The sequence below is a fragment of the Microcoleus sp. B9-D4 genome (genome assembly GCF_036705105.1).
Lineage (GTDB): Bacteria > Cyanobacteriota > Cyanobacteriia > Cyanobacteriales > Microcoleaceae > Microcoleus.
Window position 1 is genome coordinate 206,878 of record NZ_JAUBTS010000001.1, and the last position, 21,159, is coordinate 228,036.

At 46.4% G+C, this 21,159-nt stretch carries 22 protein-coding genes; 14 read left to right on the forward strand and 8 right to left on the reverse strand.

Annotation, left to right across the window (positions count from 1 at the left end):
• The first annotated feature begins 28 nt into the window (after positions 1-28).
• Complete coding sequence (locus QUB24_RS00785; protein WP_333035397.1) at positions 29-373, forward strand: hypothetical protein; 345 nt, start codon at positions 29-31, stop codon at positions 371-373.
• A complete protein-coding gene (locus QUB24_RS00790) occupies positions 370-570 on the forward strand; it encodes a hypothetical protein (RefSeq protein ID WP_015174854.1) in 201 nt (66 codons plus the stop codon). Before QUB24_RS00785 ends, QUB24_RS00790 begins: the two co-directional genes overlap by 4 nt.
• On the opposite strand, the gene QUB24_RS00795 is transcribed toward QUB24_RS00790, so the two are convergent.
• From QUB24_RS00795 to QUB24_RS00805, 3 genes are all read right to left on the reverse strand, one after another.
• Positions 555-833 (reverse strand): hypothetical protein, encoded by a 279-nt coding sequence (locus tag QUB24_RS00795; protein WP_333149674.1) that lies wholly within the window; start codon positions 831-833, stop codon positions 555-557. The genes QUB24_RS00790 and QUB24_RS00795 overlap by 16 nt on opposite strands.
• A gap of 90 nt (positions 834-923) precedes the next feature.
• Positions 924-3,272 carry a DNA helicase PcrA gene (gene pcrA / locus QUB24_RS00800; protein WP_333149676.1) on the reverse strand — a complete coding sequence of 783 codons (2,349 nt, stop codon included), beginning with the start codon at positions 3,270-3,272 and terminating at the stop codon, positions 924-926.
• 208 nt (positions 3,273-3,480) lie between these two features.
• Positions 3,481-3,864 (reverse strand): YkvA family protein, encoded by a 384-nt coding sequence (locus QUB24_RS00805; protein WP_333149678.1) that lies wholly within the window; start codon positions 3,862-3,864, stop codon positions 3,481-3,483.
• 174 nt (positions 3,865-4,038) lie between these two features.
• On the opposite strand from QUB24_RS00805, the gene QUB24_RS00810 reads away from it, so the two are divergent.
• The 9 genes from QUB24_RS00810 to proB all read left to right on the forward strand — a co-directional run bounded on the left by QUB24_RS00810 (position 4,039) and on the right by proB (position 13,957).
• The gene (locus tag QUB24_RS00810; protein ID WP_333149681.1) at positions 4,039-4,779 is read left to right on the forward strand and encodes an SIMPL domain-containing protein; all 741 of its coding nucleotides are present in this window, start codon (positions 4,039-4,041) and stop codon (positions 4,777-4,779) included.
• Between the two features lie 183 nt (positions 4,780-4,962).
• The gene (locus QUB24_RS00815) at positions 4,963-6,054 is read left to right on the forward strand and encodes a flagellar assembly protein H (RefSeq protein WP_333149683.1); all 1,092 of its coding nucleotides are present in this window, start codon (positions 4,963-4,965) and stop codon (positions 6,052-6,054) included.
• A 210-nt stretch (positions 6,055-6,264) separates the two neighbouring features.
• Positions 6,265-7,446, forward strand: a complete 1,182-nt coding sequence (locus QUB24_RS00820) for a F420-0:Gamma-glutamyl ligase (RefSeq protein WP_333149685.1) — start codon at positions 6,265-6,267, stop codon at positions 7,444-7,446.
• A 191-nt stretch (positions 7,447-7,637) separates the two neighbouring features.
• Positions 7,638-8,969 (forward strand): GNAT family N-acetyltransferase, encoded by a 1,332-nt coding sequence (locus QUB24_RS00825; RefSeq protein WP_333149687.1) that lies wholly within the window; start codon positions 7,638-7,640, stop codon positions 8,967-8,969.
• Positions 8,970-9,229: 260 nt separating this feature from the next.
• The gene (gene ruvX, locus QUB24_RS00830) at positions 9,230-9,688 is read left to right on the forward strand and encodes a Holliday junction resolvase RuvX (protein ID WP_333149689.1); all 459 of its coding nucleotides are present in this window, start codon (positions 9,230-9,232) and stop codon (positions 9,686-9,688) included.
• A 313-nt stretch (positions 9,689-10,001) separates the two neighbouring features.
• Complete coding sequence (locus tag QUB24_RS00835) at positions 10,002-10,580, forward strand: DUF3727 domain-containing protein (protein WP_333051560.1); 579 nt, start codon at positions 10,002-10,004, stop codon at positions 10,578-10,580.
• Between the two features lie 247 nt (positions 10,581-10,827).
• Positions 10,828-11,952, forward strand: coding sequence for an endolytic transglycosylase MltG (gene mltG, locus QUB24_RS00840; RefSeq protein WP_333149691.1), 1,125 nt, complete (start codon positions 10,828-10,830; stop codon positions 11,950-11,952).
• A gap of 149 nt (positions 11,953-12,101) precedes the next feature.
• Positions 12,102-12,623, forward strand: a complete 522-nt coding sequence (locus QUB24_RS00845) for a YqeG family HAD IIIA-type phosphatase (protein WP_333149693.1) — start codon at positions 12,102-12,104, stop codon at positions 12,621-12,623.
• Between the two features lie 98 nt (positions 12,624-12,721).
• Positions 12,722-13,957, forward strand: coding sequence for a glutamate 5-kinase (gene proB / locus QUB24_RS00850; protein WP_333149695.1), 1,236 nt, complete (start codon positions 12,722-12,724; stop codon positions 13,955-13,957).
• A gap of 1 nt (position 13,958) precedes the next feature.
• Here the strand turns inward: proB and QUB24_RS00855 are convergent, their stop codons facing one another.
• On the reverse strand, positions 13,959-14,717 hold the full coding sequence (locus QUB24_RS00855) for a hypothetical protein (RefSeq protein WP_333149697.1): 759 nt from the start codon (positions 14,715-14,717) through the stop codon (positions 13,959-13,961).
• A gap of 800 nt (positions 14,718-15,517) precedes the next feature.
• On the opposite strand from QUB24_RS00855, the gene ndk reads away from it, so the two are divergent.
• Positions 15,518-15,967, forward strand: coding sequence for a nucleoside-diphosphate kinase (ndk, locus tag QUB24_RS00860; protein ID WP_333035325.1), 450 nt, complete (start codon positions 15,518-15,520; stop codon positions 15,965-15,967).
• A 453-nt stretch (positions 15,968-16,420) separates the two neighbouring features.
• On the opposite strand, the gene QUB24_RS00865 is transcribed toward ndk, so the two are convergent.
• A complete protein-coding gene (locus QUB24_RS00865) occupies positions 16,421-17,167 on the reverse strand; it encodes a creatininase family protein (protein WP_333149700.1) in 747 nt (248 codons plus the stop codon).
• 264 nt (positions 17,168-17,431) lie between these two features.
• On the opposite strand from QUB24_RS00865, the gene QUB24_RS00870 reads away from it, so the two are divergent.
• Positions 17,432-17,590: a hypothetical protein gene (locus tag QUB24_RS00870; protein ID WP_015174720.1), complete on the forward strand. Its 159-nt coding sequence runs from the start codon at positions 17,432-17,434 to the stop codon at positions 17,588-17,590.
• A gap of 110 nt (positions 17,591-17,700) precedes the next feature.
• A complete protein-coding gene (locus QUB24_RS00875; protein WP_333149702.1) occupies positions 17,701-18,441 on the forward strand; it encodes a response regulator transcription factor in 741 nt (246 codons plus the stop codon).
• Between the two features lie 311 nt (positions 18,442-18,752).
• On the opposite strand, the gene QUB24_RS00880 is transcribed toward QUB24_RS00875, so the two are convergent.
• The 3 genes from QUB24_RS00880 to QUB24_RS00890 form a co-directional block, all read right to left on the reverse strand.
• Positions 18,753-19,508, reverse strand: coding sequence for a 4'-phosphopantetheinyl transferase superfamily protein (locus QUB24_RS00880; RefSeq protein WP_333149704.1), 756 nt, complete (start codon positions 19,506-19,508; stop codon positions 18,753-18,755).
• A gap of 63 nt (positions 19,509-19,571) precedes the next feature.
• Positions 19,572-19,733 (reverse strand): hypothetical protein, encoded by a 162-nt coding sequence (locus tag QUB24_RS00885; protein WP_333149706.1) that lies wholly within the window; start codon positions 19,731-19,733, stop codon positions 19,572-19,574.
• Between the two features lie 69 nt (positions 19,734-19,802).
• Positions 19,803-21,116, reverse strand: coding sequence for a dihydroorotase (locus tag QUB24_RS00890; protein WP_333149708.1), 1,314 nt, complete (start codon positions 21,114-21,116; stop codon positions 19,803-19,805).
• Positions 21,117-21,159: the final 43 nt, after the last annotated feature.

A 21,159-nucleotide genomic window follows, 5' to 3' on the forward strand; every position in this document is an offset into this window, starting at 1 on the left:
AAGTTGTTATCCCTAAAAATTAAGGACAATGGCAAAGCTACCTGATGACATCCTGAACACAATTTTCACATTGCAGCGGCGGCTAGTGGAAATCCTCAACGAGACAACCGCTACAGAATACATTTTAATGCAGCAGTTTGGCGAGACAGAAGCGACACTCCCCGAACTAGAATCTCTGGATAATGTTAAGGAAAGGTTGAGAAACCCTTACAATCGTTTGTACAGGCTTTTGCAGCAGGTAGCAGAATCTCAACCCGCTGCGACTGCGGATACGTTAAACTTTCTGTATAGAACGATAGAACAAACAGAGGCGGCTGTCGATGCCTCAGAAGCAACTATCCGAGAAATCAAAATGGATTGGAATTTGCCATGAATCAACAACCTAGAATCCCCGACGCTGAAACCAGAAAGCGACACGTTGAAAAGATGCGTGAAGTCTGCCAACAGCTTGACGCTTTGACTCTAAACCTGGATGAATTAATCGCTATCTTTGAAGCTGACAACCGTCGCCAGCGTCGAGAACGTTTGGCGGGTAAATACAGACGTGTGGAATCTCAGGTAGTCGAATAAGATATGAGATGTTGCATCATTGTTAATAAGTCTTTTATGAACAGGCAAGATGCCTGTTCCACAAAGAGTGAATTTTCTTGTGGAACAGGCATCTTGCGATGTTGCATTATTGTTAATAAGTCTTTTATGAACAGGCAAGATGCCTGTTCCACAAAAAGTGAATTTTCTTGTGGAACAGGCATCTTGCCTGTTCTTGAGAATGGTGCAAGATGTGAGATAAGATCGATCGAGGGGCGATTCCCTGCGGGAGAGTCTTGAATCATTTCTTTTGTGTCCCCTGAAGTTCGGACGGAAGGTTGTGTAGTAACGGTGTTAACCGCCGACTCCGATCGGGAGTTTTCAACACTTTTCTATTAAACTCGCTGCAACTTAGCTGTTCTCGGATCGATGATTTTTCGGCCCAAACCTGAAAACTTAATTGCCAGATTAGTTTTATCGCCTTCTCCCAAAACGTGGGTAATTTCTCCAACTCCAAAAGCATGATGAAAAACCCGATCGCCCGTTTTCCACTCTGCCGATTGAGAATTCCCAGAATTAGCTGCTGAATTATTAGTTTTTCCCTTGGAAACAGCCGTTTTAGCTGTCTTAGTTTTCTTCGCAGTTCCAGCCAGCAAATGTGTCGGCAATTCCCCTAAGAATAGGGAAGGGGTGCAGTGTTCCCGGAAACCTCCCCAGAGGCGGCGTTCGCGAGTGTGGGTGAGAAATAGCAATTCCTGGGCGCGAGTGATGCCGACGTAGCACAAACGGCGTTCTTCTTCGATCGCTTTCGGGTCGTCCAAACTGCGGAAATTAGGAAATAAACCCTGTTCCATCCCGACTAGAAATACCACGGGAAATTCTAATCCTTTTGCGGAGTGCAGCGTCATCAGCGACACGCGGGAATCTTCTTCCTGCAAGTCATCTAAATCGGATGCTAAAGATGCTTTTGCTAAAAACGATGTCAGCGTCGGTTCTTCGTTTTGTTCTTCAAATTGTAGCACCGCATTGTACAATTCTCTGACGTTTTCGATCCGATTTTCTGCTTCCTCGGTTCCTTGATTTTTTAAATCGTCAATGTAGCCTGAATCTTCAATAATTCCTTGGACAATTTGCGAAGCCGGCAGAGTTTCTACTTGCGATTGCCAACGACCAATCATTTCGGCAAACTTAATAATAGCTTTTGCCGATCGCCCTGCGAGAGTATTGACAGAAGATTCATCGCTGAGGATTTCCCACAACGGAATGCCTAACTGAGTTGCAGCGTCTTCGATTTTGGAAAATGTGGTATCGCCAATGCCGCGGCGGGGAGTATTGATGATGCGTTTGAGGCTGACGCTATCGTCGGGATTGGCTAGCGCCCGCAGGTATGCTAGGATGTCTTTGATTTCTTTGCGATCGTAAAACTTGAGGCCGCCGACAATATTGTAAGGAATGTCTAAACGCATTAACGCTTCTTCAAAGGAGCGAGATTGAGCGTTTGTGCGGTAGAGAATCGCAAAGTTACTGCCCTTTTCGTATTCGGAGTTTTGGCGCTTCAAGGAATGAATTTGACCTGCTACAAATTCCGCTTCTTCTAATTCGTTGTCGGCGCGCCAGACAACAATCGGAGCTCCCGGTTCGCGAGTCGGGCGCAGAATTTTTTCGATCCGTTCGGTATTGTGTTCGATCAAGTGGTTGGCGACTTGCAGGATGTTTTCGCGCGATCGATAATTTTCCTCTAATTTTACCATTGTCTGAGTTTTATCGTCCGACAAACCATCTCCGAAATCCTCTTGAAATTCCAGCAATATGGTATAATCTGCCATCCGAAAGCTGTAAATTGATTGATCGACATCGCCCACGACAAAAATCGAACGGTTTTGCCATTTATCGAAGTTTTTCGGGTCGGCGTTATTTGTCACCAACATCCGAATCAAATCGTATTGAGTGCGGTTAGTATCTTGGTATTCGTCAACTAAAATATGGCAAAACTTTTTATGCCAGTAACTTAATACTTGCTCGTTTTGGCTCAAAAGTTTGACTGGAACGAGGATTAAATCGTCAAAATCTAGGGCATTGTTGGCTGCTAAAGCGTCTTGGTAGCGACTGTAAACATCGGCAATCACGCGACCTCGATAATCCGGTTCTGCTGCTTGGTATTCTTGAGGCGACAAGCCTTTATTTTTAGCGTTGCTGATGACATAGCGGACTTTTCGCGGGTCAAATTTCTTGTCGTCAAGGTTCAGTATTTTGGTGACGATTTGTTTAACGAGACTTTGAGCATCTGACTCGTCAAAAATCGAAAAATTTTTCTTCCACTGCCGGCCTTTTTCGTCTTGATATTTTTCAATATCGTAGCGGAGAATGCGGCCGCACAAAGAGTGAAAAGTCCCCATCCAAATGTGTTTGGTGATTCTTTGGTAAATTTGCGATCGCAATTTCGTCTGCACATCCGGGGCTAAGTCTACCAAAGGTTTGCCATATTCGGCTTCAGCTTGCTGAGTTGCTAGCAATTTCTCAATTCTTTCTTTCATCTCCCTGGCGGCTTTATTTGTAAATGTCACCGCCAGAATATTTTCTGGATCGACTCTATGGGTGCGAACTAAGTTAGCAACTCGGTAAGTTAGAGCTCTGGTTTTGCCGGAACCAGCGCCCGCTACTACTAACAGCGGCCCGTTATAATGGGCGACTGCTTGGCGCTGAGATGGGTTGAGGTGGCTGAGGAAATCAGTGGTTTGAGTCATAGGTAGAAAGTTAGTTTAATTTTTAAGGGGTAAATAATACTTGGTATGCGATACCGCGAGTTCTTTTAACGTAAGGTGTACCTAGCGCACCCTATATTATAACTAGAATGGTGATTTTTTAAACTTTAAATATTTTTTGGTCACGCGAGTTGTTTAAGGTAAGGTGCTCGGCGCGCACCCTACACTATAAATAGATAGGTAATTTTTTTTAACGTTTAAATATCCGTGTCAGCCAAATTGCTGCTAATATTCCCAAGCCAATCCAAATGGCAATAATCACAACAGCCGCAGCCCGATTAATCGGTTTTCCTCGCTCTATTTCTGCGGCTGCTTTTTCCCGACACTCGGCTAAAACCTGTGGCGGAATCATCTTCAGTACCAGCAAAATTCCCAAAGGTACAATTATCAAATCGTCCAAGTAGCCGAAAATCGGTATGAAGTCAGGAATTAAGTCGATCGGGCTAAAAGCGTAGGCCACAGTAAGCCCTGCTAAAATTCTGGCGTACCAAGGTACTCTCTGGTCTGTACTGGCTAAATAAACAGCGTAAGTCTCTTTTTTTAGTCGGCGGGCAACTTGTTTTAAGGATTGCATATAATGACTAATGACTAATGACTAATGACTAATGACTAATGACTACTGACCAATGACTAATGACTAATGACTAATACTTTTTTTAGTTGCTAAAAATGTAACCACCCGGATATTTAGCAATTTCAGTGGGAAGGTAAAGTATAGCATCGGTTGTATGTGAGGAGAATCAAGTTTATGAGTTCAAATTTGCAACGTGGCGATCGCATTAATTTCCGTAGTCTGCTAACAGCGTTGTGTTTAACCTTAACTCTCGTCAGTTTCGTGAGATTAGATCCGGCGGCTGCTCAAGAACAGCGGATCAGAACGCTGACTGTTACTGGGCGGGGTGTGGAAGCGATTCCTACAACTCAAACGCAAGTGCGGCTGGGGGTTGAGGTGCAGGGGAAAACGGCGGCAGAGGTGCAGCAGGAAGCCGCGAGACGATCGTCCGCTGTGGTAGAGTTGCTGCGATCGCGCCAAGTCGAAAAACTCGAAACTGCCGGCATCACCCTCAATCCCATTTATAACTTCGACAACAACCAACAGCGCTTGACGGGCTATACGGCGACGAATACCGTCAGTTTTCGGATTAATACTGCATCTGCAGGCACTTTGCTCGACGATGCGGTGAATGCCGGAGCCACACGCATCGACGGTGTGAGTTTTGTAGCGGCCGAAAGTGCGATCGAACAAGCTCGAAAACAAGCACTCCGCAAAGCAACTCAAGATGCTCAAGCGCAAGCGGATGCTGTCTTGAGCGCCCTCAACCTCAAGCGGGGAGAGATTTTGGGCATTCAAGTCAACGGTGCGATCGCGCCGCCTCCAATGTACCGGCAATTGGCTGCTCCTCGCATGGCTGCTGCTGATGCTACAACGCCTGTGGTGGGAGGGGAACAGCAGATTGAAGCTTCTGTGACTTTGCAAATTGGATATTGATTGCAGCTTGCATTCTAAATGAACGTAAAATGCGATATCTGTTAGATACCCGACTTCTTAAAAAAGCCGGGTATCTGAGTGTTTTATTTTTTTATGTTTGTCTGCTGGTTGTTAGATAAAATATCTTAAATATCCGACGATAAGATGATAAAGTTTTATCATAAAATATGACGAGCAATTTTTATGACGCGATTTATTCACGATCGCTTTGCCAAAGACTTGTTAACAGAACTGCTGTCTCCCATCGGGACGGTGAATATCGGGCATGATGTTACTGCCGAAGTCCGAGAAATCGATGTTTATTTCATTCCAATGACTGTAATTCCTGAATACTCAGCAACTTTAGGGTTGTTGGGAAAAATGGCTGAGACGACGGCAATTTTTGAACCGTTTCGCAATCCAGTAACTGTCGGCGAAGTCATTAGCTGTATGAGTAAGTTATGGGATTTGCGGGGAGAATTGGAGCGGCAAGCCAGAAGAGAAAATACTCGCTATGATGATGCTAAGTTGCCCCAACTGTGGATTTTGACACCTACAGCATCGAAAGGATTGCTGGAGGGTTTTGGTGCGATCCCAAATATTGAGGATTGGATCGAGGGCATCTATTTTTTGCCCAGGCATTTGAAATCGGCAATGGTGGTGATTCACCAATTGCCAGAAACTCCCGAAACCTTGTGGTTGAGGATTTTGGGGAAAGGGAAAGTGCAGCAAAGGGCGATCGGCGAGTTGAGCTCTTTAGCAACCGACGATCCGTTACGGATTATCGCGCTAGAATTGTTGTATCAGTTACAGTCAAACTTAGTAACCGATACCCAACAAGAGTTACAGCCAGAAGAGCGGGAGTTAATTATGGCGATCCCATCACTTTTTAGAGAACAGTTAGAAGCCGCACAACAACAAGGAATTGAACAAGGAATTGAACAAGGAAGACAAGCACAACAGCGCTTAATTTTAGAAAATTTTCTGCAAGTACGATTTGGAGAAATCAACTCAAAAATGACTGCTTTCTTATCTCCCATATCAAAGTTACCCGCTGCGGAATTTACGATGCTGTTGCTGGCAATATCCCTGCTAACAGTCGATGAAGCAGGAAAACAACAAGCGGTCAGATTATTAGCAGAAAATGTCTTAAAAATGCGCCAAAATGAATTGGGCGATATTCTGCCTACAGCCCTTACCAATTTACTAGCCTTGCCTGTCGATGAATTGACGTTTTTCTTAGAACAATTGCCTCAGTTATCGGTCGATGAATTGAGAGCAAGGTTAGCAAGATAAAACGCGATAATACCTGTTCGGGTAGTCATAAACTCTACCCGAATTTCCCGCCATCCCGTGCAAGTCATCCGAAAAATCTATTTCGATCGCCCCTTCCACTCCCCAACCCCGCCCCCAACAACCCCCACAAATCCAATTACTACCGGATCAGCGATCGAAGTACCCGATATCGACTACAGTAAACACAAAATATTATTGGCGGTGATTTGAGTGATTGAGACTTTAGCAACAGGAATCGCAGCAGCCGGTTCGCTGCTAGCATTGGGCGGATTGGGCCTAGAGTTGAACTATCGCCGGACTGGAAGTCCAAATAAATTAGAACTAACAGCCGGAGAATGGCACTTAGCCATCTCCGAATCCAACCGCTATCTTTTAGTCGGGGAAATGGAGTTCCGCAACCTGACACAGCGGTTTGAGATTATGTTGCCGGAAGTGCGGGCACAGGTGAAACTGCTGTCAGACGGAAGTTTGGATGGTGTTACTTCCCAGACAAAGGTGATTCCTTGCCACAAAGACGCAGCAGCCAGAGCAGACGATTACTGGTTCGGCTATATTGTTAAAGCCCAAAAAAACACAAAAATTAAAGTTTCTGTAGACATTCAAGGGCAAGATTTAACCAAATTGCAGTCAGCTTGGGTGCAAGTACACTTCGTCACCTACGGCCCGGGCGGGCGCATCCCCAAAGTCCGTAACGTAGTAGTTCCCCTGCAATTTCCCAACTCGGACACCGTACCCATCGCCAGAAATGTCGGAGTTGCCGAAGTTTTGCCGATTCGCACTCACATACTGGCGGAATTGGACAATCCCGTCGAAATTGTCAAGCGGTACGTGCTGCCGCGCGCCCAGAAAGGCGATATTGTCGCCTTGGCAGAAACTCCCCTAGCTTTGATGCAGGGACGCTACCGCCATCCCAGCGAAGTCAAACCCGGATGGGCGGCAAAGCGAGTGTGTTTGTTTTTCTTGCCCACGTCGAGTTTGGCGACGGCTTGCGGAATGCAGACGTTGGTTGATGTAGTCGGCCCTTGGCGCGTAGTAGCGGCATTTGCTCTTGGCGCTGTGGCCAAAATATTTGGCAAACCGGGAGTCTTTTACCAACTAGCAGGGGAACAAGCCAGGCTGATCGACGACGTTACCGGGACTTTGCCTCCCTTCGACCAATTTATTGTCCTAGGCCCCGACAATCCCCAGCAAGTTGTAGAGGAAATTCAACGAGAAACCGGACTTGCGGCGGCGATCGTAGACGCTAATGACTTGAAAGCAGTTAAGATATTAGCAGCGACCTCCGATTTATCGGTAACATTCTTAGAGCAAGCCTTGCGAAGCAACCCCGCCGGGAATGGTGACGAGCGAACACCGGTCGTTTTAATTCGACCTCTGCCACAAAAATCTTGAGTTGAAAACAGAAAATTAAAAATTCAAAAAGATGATTTGAAATTTTTAATTTTCGATCGCGCAAGAAAGGGAGAAGAATCAAAAGTTATAAGTTTTGAACTCAAAATTTACCCATTCAAAACTAAAAACTTCTCTAACTCTTCCCCTTTCTGAATTTTTATTTTTAAATTTCCATTCTCCACTTTTATGCTATGACTTCATTTCCCTCCCAAAACCAAAACCAGGTTGTGATTCGCCCGTTTCAGTATCGCGACATCGAGGTGATGGAACAACTGTGCGCGGAAACAGCCGAAGAGCCAGAAAACCGCAAGGGCGCAAGCTGCGACGTGGTACTAGGTAGAAAGTTGCAGCAGATTCGTCGCTGGTACGGACTACTAAAGATTTTTAGCTTGTTTCCCAACCCTTGTCAGTCCCTGTTCCGTGCCCACGTTGCCGAAGAAGAGGGGAGCGTTAAGGGGATAATTCAGATTTCTCCTTTCAACCGCACCCGCAGCACTTGGCGGATCGATCGCATAGGAGTAGACCCGGAAGCCCGCAGCAAAGGAATTGGTTCCATGCTGCTGCGGTACTGCTTTGAGGCAGTCTGGGAGGCGCGGACGTGGCTGCTGGAGGTGAATGTCGGCGACAAAACTTCCTTGGCTTTGTATCGGCAGAACGGGTTTCAGCCTTTGGCCCAGATGACATACTGGACGATCGCCCCAGAACGCCTGCAAGAAATGGCCAACTCGACGCCAGATTTGCCCAACCTGCTGCCGGTCAGCAACGCCGACGCTCAGTTGCTCTACCAACTGGATACCGCGTCTATGCCGCCGCTGGTGCGCCAAGTATTCGATCGCCACATTCAAGATTTCAAAACCAGTTTTTTCGGCGCTTTAGTCGAAGGTGTCAGACAGTGGCTGGCAAAAACAGAGGTAGTCAGCGGTTACGTGTTTGAACCCCAGCGCAAAGCCGCGATCGGCTATTTTCAGGTGCAGCTATCCCGCAACGGCCAGCAACCGCACGTCGCCCAGTTGACTGTACACCCGGCCTACACTTGGCTTTACCCAGAACTACTGTCCCAGATGGCGCGCCTCGTTCAAGATTTCCCAGTTCAAAGCCTGCAACTGGCTTCCGCTGACTATCAGCCGGAACGGGAAGCTTATTTAGAGCAATTTGGAGCAGTGCGCGTGGAACACAGTTTGCTGATGTCGCGATCGGTGTGGCACAAATTGCGCGAGTCCAAGTTGGTCTCTCTCGAAGGACTCCAGCTATCAGAAATGTTGCAAAGCTTCCAGCCAACTCGCAAACCCGTACCGGGCCGGATGTCCTGGCTTGGCCCGATGGCTGGGGAAGCAGCAGCAGGGCCCGCGTCGTCTGAGATTAAACCGCTGTTGGCTGACTCAGGAAACAGCCAAACAAATCAAGTTAACCCCTTGAACTTCCAGAATTCCGAATCAGCGGCAACAGATATCAGCAGCATTTTGCCTCTAAATTTGCCGGAGTTGCCTCTAGACGGCGGCGGGCCGGGAGAAGTTAATTCTTAGTGAAAGCAGAAGGTAGAAGGTAGAAGGCAGAAAAAAAGAAAATGAATCATCCAAGAAATTCATTTTTTTCTGTCATCATCCCAAAATCTCCCTTCTGCTTTTGATTGATATAAACTTAAGATTACCTATTTTCTTCTTACTTTCTTCTGTTATTCCTTCGCGTCCTTAGCGTATTCGCGGTTCGTTAAATAAGATTATTTCCGCAAAAAAACAGTAAATCTAAAATCTAAAATCTAAAATCTAAAATTGCTTGATTGATAATGTCCAACAATAAATTATGGATTTCAGCACTGGGATTAGATATCGGTCTCAAACGAGTCGGCATCGCCGGGTGTGACGGCACTGGTTTAATAGCTACGGGCATTACAACACTGGTACGATCGTCCTTCGATCGAGACGTAGCTTATCTCCGAGAACTCGTGCGAGAGCGGAGAGTGCAAATTTTAGTGGCAGGCTTGCCCTACTCCCTGAGCGGAGAATTGGGCGCCCAAGCCCGACAGGTGCAGAAATATGCCAATCGCATCGCCTCCGCCTTAGAGCTCCCCCTAGAATATGTGGACGAGCGCCTGACTTCGGTTGAGGCAGAGGAATTGATGAAAACACAAGGGATTTCGCTGTCGCAAAATAAGGGTGCGATCGATCGCAAAGCCGCAGCCCTGATTTTGCAGCAGTGGCTAGACGAGCGGAGGCAAAATATCTCCGCCCTTCCCAATCCTTGATAGCTTGTAACAGAGGCGTGATATCCTGGTTGTGCAAGTTTGCTACGCACACCTGTAACCCTTGACAAAGTGGAGAAAATTCTGCTGTACCCTCGGTACTCAAGAAGCACAAAATCGTGATTTGTCCTCAGTGTCGGTTGCTAACTCGACTGAGATTTAAACGCTGCACTCCTCGCCTGTGGAAAAGGCCGCGAGTCTCGCGGTTTAAGCTGGTGGACTGGCGATCGCCCATTTAGCCAGAATATCGCCACGAAAATTCCCAATTGTCAAGCAAACGTTACTGAATTATTGACGGAAAACTAAGATACACGCGATGTCCTCATCCCCATACCGCAAAAAAGAGAATGGCAATTCCAACGAAGAGTCCGTCACCTTGACGGATGAAGTTGGGCGATCGCTGACTTGCAACATAGAATATTCTATGAATCTCGAAGGTCAAGAATACGCTTTGCTGCTTCCGATTGACTCACCCGTAGAAATTTTTACTTGGCAGGGAGACGAGACGGACGAAGCAGCAATTCCTGTAGAAGACGAGACCGAAATTGACAAAATTTTTGAGACTGCTAAAGTTGTCCTGCAAGAGCAGAACTTGACGCTCCGACGCACAGCGGTGACGCTGACTGTGGTTGGCGAATTGCCGGAATTTCCCGAAGAGGATATGGCATCCGATGTCGATCCTGATGAGGAGTCGGAGTTCGAGGAGCTGATGTGGCTGACCAGTTTCTACCACGAAGAACAGGAATATGCGATTTATACGCCTCTAGACCCGTTCTTTATCTTGGCTAGAATGGATGATGACGGCAAGCCAGAATTGCTCTCGGAAGAAGAGTTCCAAAGGCTGGAACCGATGTTACCTATGCTGGAAGACCAGTTCTTTGACGAGCTTGATTAGATATTAATTGCAGGCACAAGCCCTGATGGCAAAAAGCAGAATTTTTTACTATTTTATAAAAAAGTAAACTGCTCGCCCGATCGAACTTTTTCGAGGTGGCCGCTTCTGCCTTCGCGATCGGGCTTTTGAATTGGGCCGCGTGGATTGGGTCTTTTAAAGGGCTTGTATTCGTAACTTTTCGTTCATCAATCGCAGGTCATCAGTCATTAGTCGCTAGTTAACCGCCGCTTATCCAGGACAACGGACTATGAATAAAGAACAAATGACAAAAGGCAGCGCGCGCGAGAGCCGAAAAGGTACTCCGCAAGCCTCTAAATGGTTGTTTTATCTGGCGTTGCTGCCGGCAATCTGGGGAGTTTGCGCTTGGCAGGGCTGGGCTTGGTGGAGCTGGGCTTCGGCGCCGCCTAAAATCACATCCTCATCGGGCAATCCGGCAGAGGATGCTGCTATTTCGATCCAAATCCCGGAGGGTACTCCCAGTCAAAAAATCGGCCGGGATTTAGAGGCAGCGGGGTTGATTCGATCGAGCTCGGCATGGAATATGTGGGCTCGCTGGCTGACTCTGCAAAACCGCGAGGGAGGTTTTCAAGCAGGAACTTACCAACTGTCGCCGACTCAGCCTCTGAGTGCAGTTGCTGACAAAATTTGGAAGGGCGAAGTCGTACAGCAGAGTTTCACGATTCCAGAAGGGTGGTCGCTGCAACAAATGAGCGCTTATTTTGAAGCGCAAGGTTTTTTTCCCGCTAAGGAGTTTATGGTGGCATCGAGTCAAATTCCTTACGCTCAATACCCTTGGCTGCCGAGCGGATTGCCTCATTTGGAAGGTTTTTTGTACCCGGATACTTATCAGCTAGACGGCGATAGAATTACTCCTCAAGCTGCGATCACACAAATGCTCACCCGTTTCGAGCAGACAGCTTTGCCGGTATATCAAAAAAATCAGAATAATACGAAGCTCTCCCTCAAAGAATGGGTGACTTTGGCGAGTATTGTAGAAAAAGAAGCTGTGGTTGCTTCCGAGCGGAACCGCATTTCTGGAGTGTTCAACAACCGTCTGAAAAAGGGTATGGCCTTGGGTTCTGACCCGACAGTTGAATACGCTCTCGGCATTAGGCAAACTAAGGAGAAGCCTTTGACTTTCAAGCAGGTGGAAACGCCTTCTCCTTACAATACTTATATCAATGTAGGGCTGCCGCCAACTCCGATCGCATCTCCGGGAATCGCCAGTCTGGAAGCGACTCTGACTCCTGAAAATACAGAATATCTGTATTTCATGGCGCGGTACGACGGCACTCACATTTTCAGTCGCACTCTGGCCGAACACAATGCTGCTGTGGCTCAAGTTGACCAAAAAGTGCGATCGACTCAATAGATGGGCAATGACTAATACAAAAGTAAAAAGTCAAAAGTAACGAAGGAAAAGCAATAATTATTCACTTTTGATTTTTTACTTTTTCAATCTTTAACTCCCAATTTCTTATTTCTCAATCTAAAATCTAAAATCTAAAATCTAAAATCATTATGACTTGGGGTAAACTACTACAGCCTGACTTAGTTCTAGGCGATTCAGTCATGAAGTTAACGGCTGATATTCTGGAGAAATATCAGATTAAAGGATTAGTGTTGGATGTGGACGAAACTCTTGTTCCCATTACGGCAATGAATGCTTCTCCTGAACTCAGCTTGTGGGTACAAGAAATTAAACCCGTAGTATCGCTATGGTTGGCAAGCAATAATTTAAGTCAAAATCGGATCGGTCGAATCGCTGATTCTTTGAATCTACCATACATCACTGGTGCGGCTAAGCCGTCCCGCCGCAAGTTGCGAAAAGCTGTGACGGCGATGAATTTGCCGGTGGAACAGGTGGCGATGGTGGGCGATCGACTTTTTACTGATGTTTTAGCTGGCAATCGTTTGGGTATGTTCACTATTTTAGTGGAACCAATGGTTGATGCTGGCTATGCGCTTCGCAAGTATCCGGTGCGCTCTTTTGAAGTTTGGGTTTCTCAAGCTTTGGGGGCATCTCTGAAAATTAAAGATTAAAAATGGGCATCGGGAATTGGCCAAACAGGGCATGGGGCATTGGGCATTGGGCATTGGGCATTGGGAATTGGTAATTAGGAATTGGGAATTGGTAAGTAATGGCAACAGACAACAGTCAACAGTCAACAGACAACAGTCAACAGACAACAGTCAACAGTCAACAGTCAACAGACAACAGTCAACAGTCAACAGTCAACAGTCAACAGTCAACAGTCAACAGACAACAGACTAAAACTATTGTTGTTAAAATTGGAACTTCGACTCTGACTCGATCGACTACAGGAAACTTAGCTCTTTCAACTATTGCTGCATTGGTCGAAATTTTAGCTGATTTGCGGCAGCAAGGTCATCGAGTAGTTTTGGTTTCTTCGGGTGCAGTTGGGGTTGGCTGCGCGCGCTTGGGTTTGACGGAACGCCCGCGAAATATCGCTCTGAAACAGGCTGTGGCGGCTGTGGGCCAAGGGCGACTGATGCGGGTGTACGATGACTTGTTTACTACTCTACAACAGCCGATCGCTCAAGTATTGCTCACCAGGGGCGATTTAGTGCAGCGTAACGGTTATGTTAACGCTTGCAATACTTTTGGGCAATTGCTCAGGTTGGGCGTGATTCCGATCGTCAATGAAAACGATACAGTAGCGGTAGACGAACTCAAATTTGGGGATAACGACACGCTTTCGGCGCTAGTAGCGAGTTTGGTAGAAGCAGATTGGTTGTTTGTGCTCACAGATGTCGAGGCGCTGTATTCCGCCGATCCGCGCAGCAATCCCGACGCGCAGCCGATCGCCCTAGTCCAAAGTATGTCACAGCTCACAGAATTTCAGGTGCAAACAGGAGATTCCCGCAGCGGTTGGGGAACCGGCGGAATGGTGACAAAAATTGAAGCAGCCAGAATAGCAACTGCATCGGGAGTGCGGACTGTCATCACTGACGGCTGCTTTCCTGGTAATATCGAGAAAATACTTAACGGAGAGTCGATCGGTACTCAATTTGAGCCTCAACCGCGCCCTGTAAACGCTCGCAAACACTGGATAGCTAACGTGCTAATTCCGGCCGGAAAACTATATTTAGATCCGGGTGCAGTCCAGGCAATTTCCCACGGCGGAAAATCGCTTTTAGCTGCGGGTATTGCTCAAGTAGAAGGAGAATTTCAAGCTGATGATTCCGTGCAGTTGTGCGACGCAGCCGGCAAGCAAATTGCTAGAGGACTTGTGAATTATAGCAGTTTAGAATTGAGACAAATCCAGGGCTGCAAGTCAGAGAAAATTGCTGAGATTTTAGGCTATGCAGGCGTAGAAACGGCGGTACATCGAGATAATTTAGTGATTGTTTAAACTACCCAATATCGAGACAGTCGATCGGGCAATGAGCGAAGGCAGAAATTGAGGATATTTGCAGCACAGTCTTGCAAGAATTTGTTTGGCTGTGTCGTAATAGCTCGTTCATCGCTTCTGTAAACAGTTCAAATACATTTTGTGCTAATTCTAAAGCGGCTTGGCATTCCGCATTAGTAAGTTTGATATCTGCTAAAACTTCCAACATCTCTGGCGTGTTTAAAAGGTGATAATTTTCTAAACCCCCATAAGATCCTCCAAAATCAACAGATTCTTTTTGGTTAATTTGCTGTAATTCCATTACCACTGCTAGCGCCGCTTCAAAAAAAACTTGGGCCGTTCCTTCGAGGACTTCTACTAACACCAGTTTTTGAATGGGAGAAGCTTTCCAAGCGTAGCGTTCGATCACTGAACATAGCGATCGAGTTTTTTTAGTTTCTTCACCCCAAAGCAGTCTAAAGTCGCCGTAACTCATTAATTGATTTAAGCCTAGTTCCTCTAGGTATTCTAGATAGTCGTGCCAATAATAGTTTTTTTTATAAGTATATTTATTAATTAGTTCCTGAACTTTGCTATTACTAGAAGAGTCTCGCAATACATATTTATTTAAATCGCTCAATCCCACAGCCAAAGGAGCGAGTACAGGTGCATAAATTAGTCGTTGATTCGCGTGAATTTGTTTATTGGCTAGAAAGTCAAACAAGGGCAATTTTGCAAACTCTTGCTTTTTGGGTTCAATGAATGCTACAATGGCTTCCATACTTTTTTCGCCTGAATAGTTGCTGTCAAGATAATCTTCCTACCTCTGTTAATTATCTATATTTTTGAGCCTAAATAATTGTGTTTATTATCATACATATTTGTATTTGAGATCATAGGTAAGAGTGTTGGCAGTCACAGCAAATTGTGACAATCAAGCATCCAGGATACAAGCCCCCGGATTTATTCCTTCGCAGACTCAGGACGGAAAAATAAAAAACCTGTATCCGATGAAACTTGCCGAACGTATTTATCTCGCGCAAGTCAATGCTTCAATTCTTTAATCTAAAATCTCAAATCTCAAATCGATTGACTTGTATCATATTGTGCCAGAAGTTAGAGCATCTTGTTCCCTAGAGATCAAATATTCTACCTTTAAATTGCATATTTCGGGCGTTGCTCAAAGCCAACCCACAATAATTTGATTATTTATTGACCGATAATTTAAAGGCTGATTAACTTATAGAGGCAAGTGCTCATTCTGCTCGCACTGCTAAAAAATGCTTTTTACAAAATCGGGATGCTGCCTGCAAATCAGTCCTAGACGCATAGGAATCTCGCAACCAGGTTTCTTTGCAGATTCATCGCTGCTCAACAAAAATTTCTCGTAGAAACCCGGTTTCTTTAACCCTTGCTTTTATTGCTTCTTCCCTCTTTTCTCTTCACTCTTCTTATTCCTTCTTCCTTCTTCCTGTAGCCATAAGCCTCAAAATAACAATTTCCCATTCTCAGAATTGCCTTTAGGTGCGTTCTGAGTTACTCTATCTTTTGGATCAGTTAACACAATTATAGGAGTTAATCTTGGAACGGACTTTTTTAGCGATTAAGCCCGACGGCGTACAACGCGGACTCGTCGGCGAAATTATCGGTCGTTTTGAAGCCAAGGGCTTTAAGCTAGTTGGTATGAAGCTAATGACGGCGAGTCGCGAACTAGCGGAACAACATTATGATGTTCACAAAGAAAAACCCTTCTTTGCTGGATTGGTAAACTTTATCACTTCAGGCCCTGTAGTGGCGATGGTGTGGGAAGGCGACGGCGTTGTGGCGTCGGCGAGAAAAATCATTGGCGCCACAAATCCTCTGAATGCAGAACCGGCGACAATTCGGGGCGATTTTGCTGTCAATGTCGGCCGTAATCTGATTCACGGTTCTGATGCTGTCGAGACTGCCCGTGCCGAAATTAGCCTTTGGTTCAAGGAAGAAGAATTGAGTGCTTGGACACCTTGTTTAACTCCTTGGATTGTGGAATAGTTTTGATATTCTCCCGATGGTTAATCGGGAGATATAGCCTTTTTCAGATAGATGATATCGATTCCGGTTGCACCGTCCGTGATTGTTGACTGTTGACTGTTGAATGTTGACAGTTGACAAGGGAAATATTTTACACCTAATTTCCACCTCCCAGATTCATCTGTGGAGTCAAATCTCAAATCTCAAATCTCAAATCTCAAATCTCAAATCGACTGACGGTTGACGGTTGATTGTAGAAGGAGGTGTCAAAAAAATGAAAATTGCGCGAATTATTTATTGGCAGCTTGATTCGACTTTACGCCCGACGATGAAGCGCGGGTTTGATATCATTTCGGCGCAGACGGAATAGATATGAAATATCATGTTTATGACTCATTCATAACCGTAAATTGTAGAATAGTTTGAGATTTTTACTCGTTACCAGGAGTTTCCTGGTAACGAGAAGAAAAAACGTTAATCGGAACTTAAAAACTCCAAATAATTATTAGTCAATTCTTTGACTGCTAATTCGTAAAACTGCTGACCGTGTTCGGGGGTTGCTAAACCCGGATTTGAACCCATTCTCCCGTCTGGAAATCGGCGGCGGAAGTCAGCAGCACCGAAAATTTTGTGCCCGGAAGCGACTTCTTCCGAAAGCGGAGCTTGCTTGATTGCTTCTGGATAAAGGTACTGGGTTAAGGCGATTTCGCTGGGGGTGGCGTGGGAACCTTCTTGGTTTCCGTACAATTCTTTTGCTAGTTTGTAGACTGAACCGCACATAAACCAGTTGCCGATTTGACACTGGATTCGATCGGCATTTGGTAAATTTAAGTCCGACAAATGCGCGTATGTCTCGGAAAATGCTGCTTTCATTGTCGCAATGTTGCCACCGTGACCGTTAATGAAGAAATATTTCTCAAATCCCGCTTTTGCCAAAGATGTGATATAATCCCTGATTACCAGTATCAGCGTCTGCGGTCGGAGGCTGATTGTGCCGGGAAAGCTGGTGTGGTGCAAGGCCATGCCTATATTAATTGTCGGGCCGATTAAGGCATTGGCAGCTTCGCCGACACCGCGGGCGATCGCCTCTGCTGCAATGGCGTCAGTCCCGATCAAGCCGGTGGGCCCGTGCTGTTCGGTGGAGCCGATCGGGATAATTATGCCTCGGGAGCTTTCGAGATAAGCTTCTACAAGAGGCCAGGTACTCAAATGCAGCAACATGATAGGCAGTCTACAGAATTTTTACTTGCTATCGTCGATCGTAGCCGGCACGGGAAGAAAAAGAACTTTGGGAAAACTTATTATTGTATTCTTAAAAAAAGCTCTACAGTGCGAGCGCCACTTTACCGTTATATTACTTAACCTTAATAATTTAACGACTTGATTACCAAAACTTTACCTTTTAATAACCTTTTAAGAGTAGTATAGCAATCATCTCCCTATAGATTGGGTGTTACGTGGTCAATTAACAGCGGGCAATGTTTTATGAAATTAACACCGACCCCGAAAAATGACCAGACTTCTGTGGCCTGGACGCAGGCAGACAGCGCGGTTCCGGCAACTGCTCTACGGCTGTATTCCTTACATGAGCAAGTAGCAAAGGTCGAGCGCGTGTCTGTGGGATGGACTGGGGAAAGATTCTAAGCGATCGAACAAATGGCGATCGTACAAACGATCGCAGCGCGAGAGTGCCTCAGCTACTGAAGAAGGTACCTCGCGCTAGCCACATACAAACATCACTCCCACTTATATTTATGTCTTCTGCTGAATTAAGCGAAAGTCCTTCAAGGTTGGCTGTTGGACAAGCCGGCCGTATCTTGTTATTGGAAGGTGAAGATCTGTTGCGGGAAATGCTAGCTTTAGCCCTTAAAGAACAGGGCTACGAGGTGGTGGTTACTAGCGACGGGCGCAACGCTCTGCCTTCTGTACAGGCTTCTTCGTCATACCACGGTGAATTTGCCTTCAACCTGTTAATTATGGATTCAATTAACGGTTTGGATCTGTGTCGAATGTTACGACATCAAGGAAATCCCGTCCCTATTTTGATTATCGGTGCTAGAGGAAGTGCCAACAATTGCGCTTTTTACCTAGAAGCCGGATCGGATGATTATCTGACCAAGCCTTTTGGAATGCGGGAGTTTATCGCTCGCTGTCGGGCGCTGATGCGACGCCAGCGCCTCAGTAGGTTACCCGAACCGAGGACGCTGCAATATAAGAGCATAACTCTGTATCCTGAAGAGTGCCGCGTGTTGGTTCGTGGTCTGGAAGTGAAATTTTCTCCTAAACAGTTTCGCTTACTAGAACTATTTATGAGTTATCCCCGGCGAGTTTGGTCTCGAGATCAGTTGCTGGAAAAAATTTGGGGTCAAGATTTTATCGGAGACAGCAAAACAGTTGACGTGCACATCCGCTGGCTGCGCGAAAAGTTGGAAATCGATCCGGGCCAACCGGAATATATCATTACGGTACGCGGGTTTGGCTATCGATTTGGTTGAATTTTTAAATCAGTTGTAGGGTGGGAAGTTGCAGTCGAATAAACAAACGTAGGGACACAACAATGTTGTGTCCTTATTGGTCTATGTAGGGTTCGCAAGGCAAGAGCTTGAAGGCTCAACCAGTAGACCGATTGTAGCGACCGTTGCCGTTATCTTTTACCCTGGGCGATAGGTATAAACTCACATCTTGCACCATTCTCGCTTAACAGGCTGTCCGGCCTGTTCCACAAAGAGTGAATTTTCTTGTGGAACAGGCCGGACAGCCTGTTCATAAAAAGCTTATTGAGAATGGTGCAACATCTCACTATAAATCAAAACTCCCTTGTCCACTCCCAACAATGAAGTTTCCAGCAATCTCCTGCAACCGCAACAGCCGCCACCATATCGGAACTGGGAATTAATTCAATTAAAGACCATCTCGATGCTTCTTCGGGGTTTTCTTCAACATTTAACAGCGCTGCAGGTTCTCCTGGTGCGAGGCTGACATCAAACTGATTCAGGGGAATAGAAAGTCCTTTGCCGACTGCTTTGATATAGGCTTCTTTGCGAGTCCAGCAGGTGAAAAACGCTGTGGCTTGGAGATGTTCTGGGAGCGAACGCAACACAGAATTTTCTAATGGTGAAAAAAACTTTTCTGCAATTTCCAGGCAAGGAAAGTTGGGATTTATGCTTTCAATATCGACACCAATATCTCGATTTTTGGTAATCGCAATTAGTGCCATGTTCCCTGAGTGAGACAAATTGAAACGCAGGGTATTTCCACCTTGGGTGGCGATGAGAGAGGGTTTGCCGTAGGGATTGTAATCAAAGCGCAAAATGTGAGAATTTATGTTCAGATAGCGACTCAGAATCGCTCTGAGTGCGCCACGACTCACAATAAATTGCGATCGAACTTTGGGAAAGTGAAAACCCTCGGCTTTTGTCCGCTCGTCGGTAGAGAGAGTCTGTTGTAAACTCTGCAAGCAAGATTCGGTTTGAGCCAGAGACACGCGCCAAACATGAATTTCGCCCCGCTCCAATATCAGGTTTTGCGGTGGGGACTTCCACGAATCAAAAGCAGCAATCATGTATTTATCTTCTTTTCTGAGTCACCTCATTCAGCATTCCCAGAAACAGGCAAGATGCCTGTTCTACTTTTGTTCTACTTTGAGAAACAGGCAAGATGCCTGTTCTACTTTTGTTCTACTTTGAGAAACAGGCAAGATGCCTGTTCTACTTTGAGAAACAGGCAAGATGCCTGTTCTACTTTGAGAAACAGGCAAGATGCCTGTTCTACTTTGAGAAACAGGCAAGATGCGTGTTCTACTTTGAGAAACAGGCAAGATGCGTGTTCTACAACAGATGAATTTCAATCCCAAGGGTCAATAAATCCAGGTTTGTACAACTTTTCCTGCTATTTTTTGTCCCAACCAAGGCGTATTTGCCGATCGCGACTTCAGACTTGACCCGTCAACAGTCCAACTTATTTCCGGGTCGAACAAAATCAGCTCAGCAGAGACTCCTGGTGCAACCGTGGCGGGGGTTTGTCCGAGACAAACCACAGGGCCTGCGCTCAACACTCGCCACAGTTGCAAAGCTGAAAATTCGCCAGTTTCTACCAGTCCGTGCCACAGTAAAGGCAAAGCTAATTCCAAGCCGATCGCCCCGGGCGGACTATCAGCAAAAGCCACAGTTTTCTCCTCATAAGTATGCGGGTTGTGGTCGATCGCGATCGCATCAATTACGCCATCTTTCACAGCTTGAATCAACGCTAATTGGTCGCTGAGATTGCCCAGCGGCGGTTCTAGGTGTAAATTCGGATCGTAGGGCAACGAAGCAGTCAGAGCATTTTTCCCGCCGGAATCTTGAGAGTTTCCTGAAATTGCCCCGACATTCAACAGCAAGTGCATCCAAGTCACACTCGCAGTCACCGGCAAACCCCGCGCCTTCGCATCTCGAATCAATTCCACACTGCGCGCCGTAGAAACGCGCATAATGTGCACTCCTGTGCCCGCAGATGCCACCAACTCCAGGATGGCCGCCAAAGCCGAAGTTTCCGCACTCGCCGGAATTCCTGGTAAACCCAACCGCACCGACACCGCACCCTCCCGCGCCGCGGCCTTTCCTGCCAAAGTTCGATCGCACGGCCACAAAGCCACAGACTTGCCCAAAGGCTGGATATACTCAAGCAAACGCCTCACCAGAGCCGGATTAGACAGCGGCAAACCGTCCGCAAAACCCACCACTGCACAGGAGGCCAGCTCGCCCAACTCGGCCATCTGCTGCCCTTTAACGCCCGCTGTCAGCGCTCCCCAAAAATACAAGCGGGGCAGCCCGGGCGACAAATTGCGGATATGTTGCTGCAACAATGCTAAACCGGCCAAATTGTCAACAGGTGGCGAGGTATCCGGCAAAATCGCCACTCGCGTAAAACCCCCAGCCGCCGCAGCCTGCATCAAAGATTCCAGCGTTTCTCGATCCTCAAAACCCGGTTCTCCGCTGTGACTGTACATATCAGTTAACCCCGGCCCCAAAATCAGTCCCTGGCAATCCCGCACTTGGGTGTCAGCGGGAAACTCAGCAATTTTTTCCTCAACTGCTTTGATATTACCTTCGGTAATTAGAATATCAGCGATGCGATCGCTCCCTGAAACTGGATCTAGCACTCGTACATTTTGTAGCAGTTCGCGGCTCATAACTTAAGATTCAAATATATAGAAGAAAGAAGTTCGGCAACGG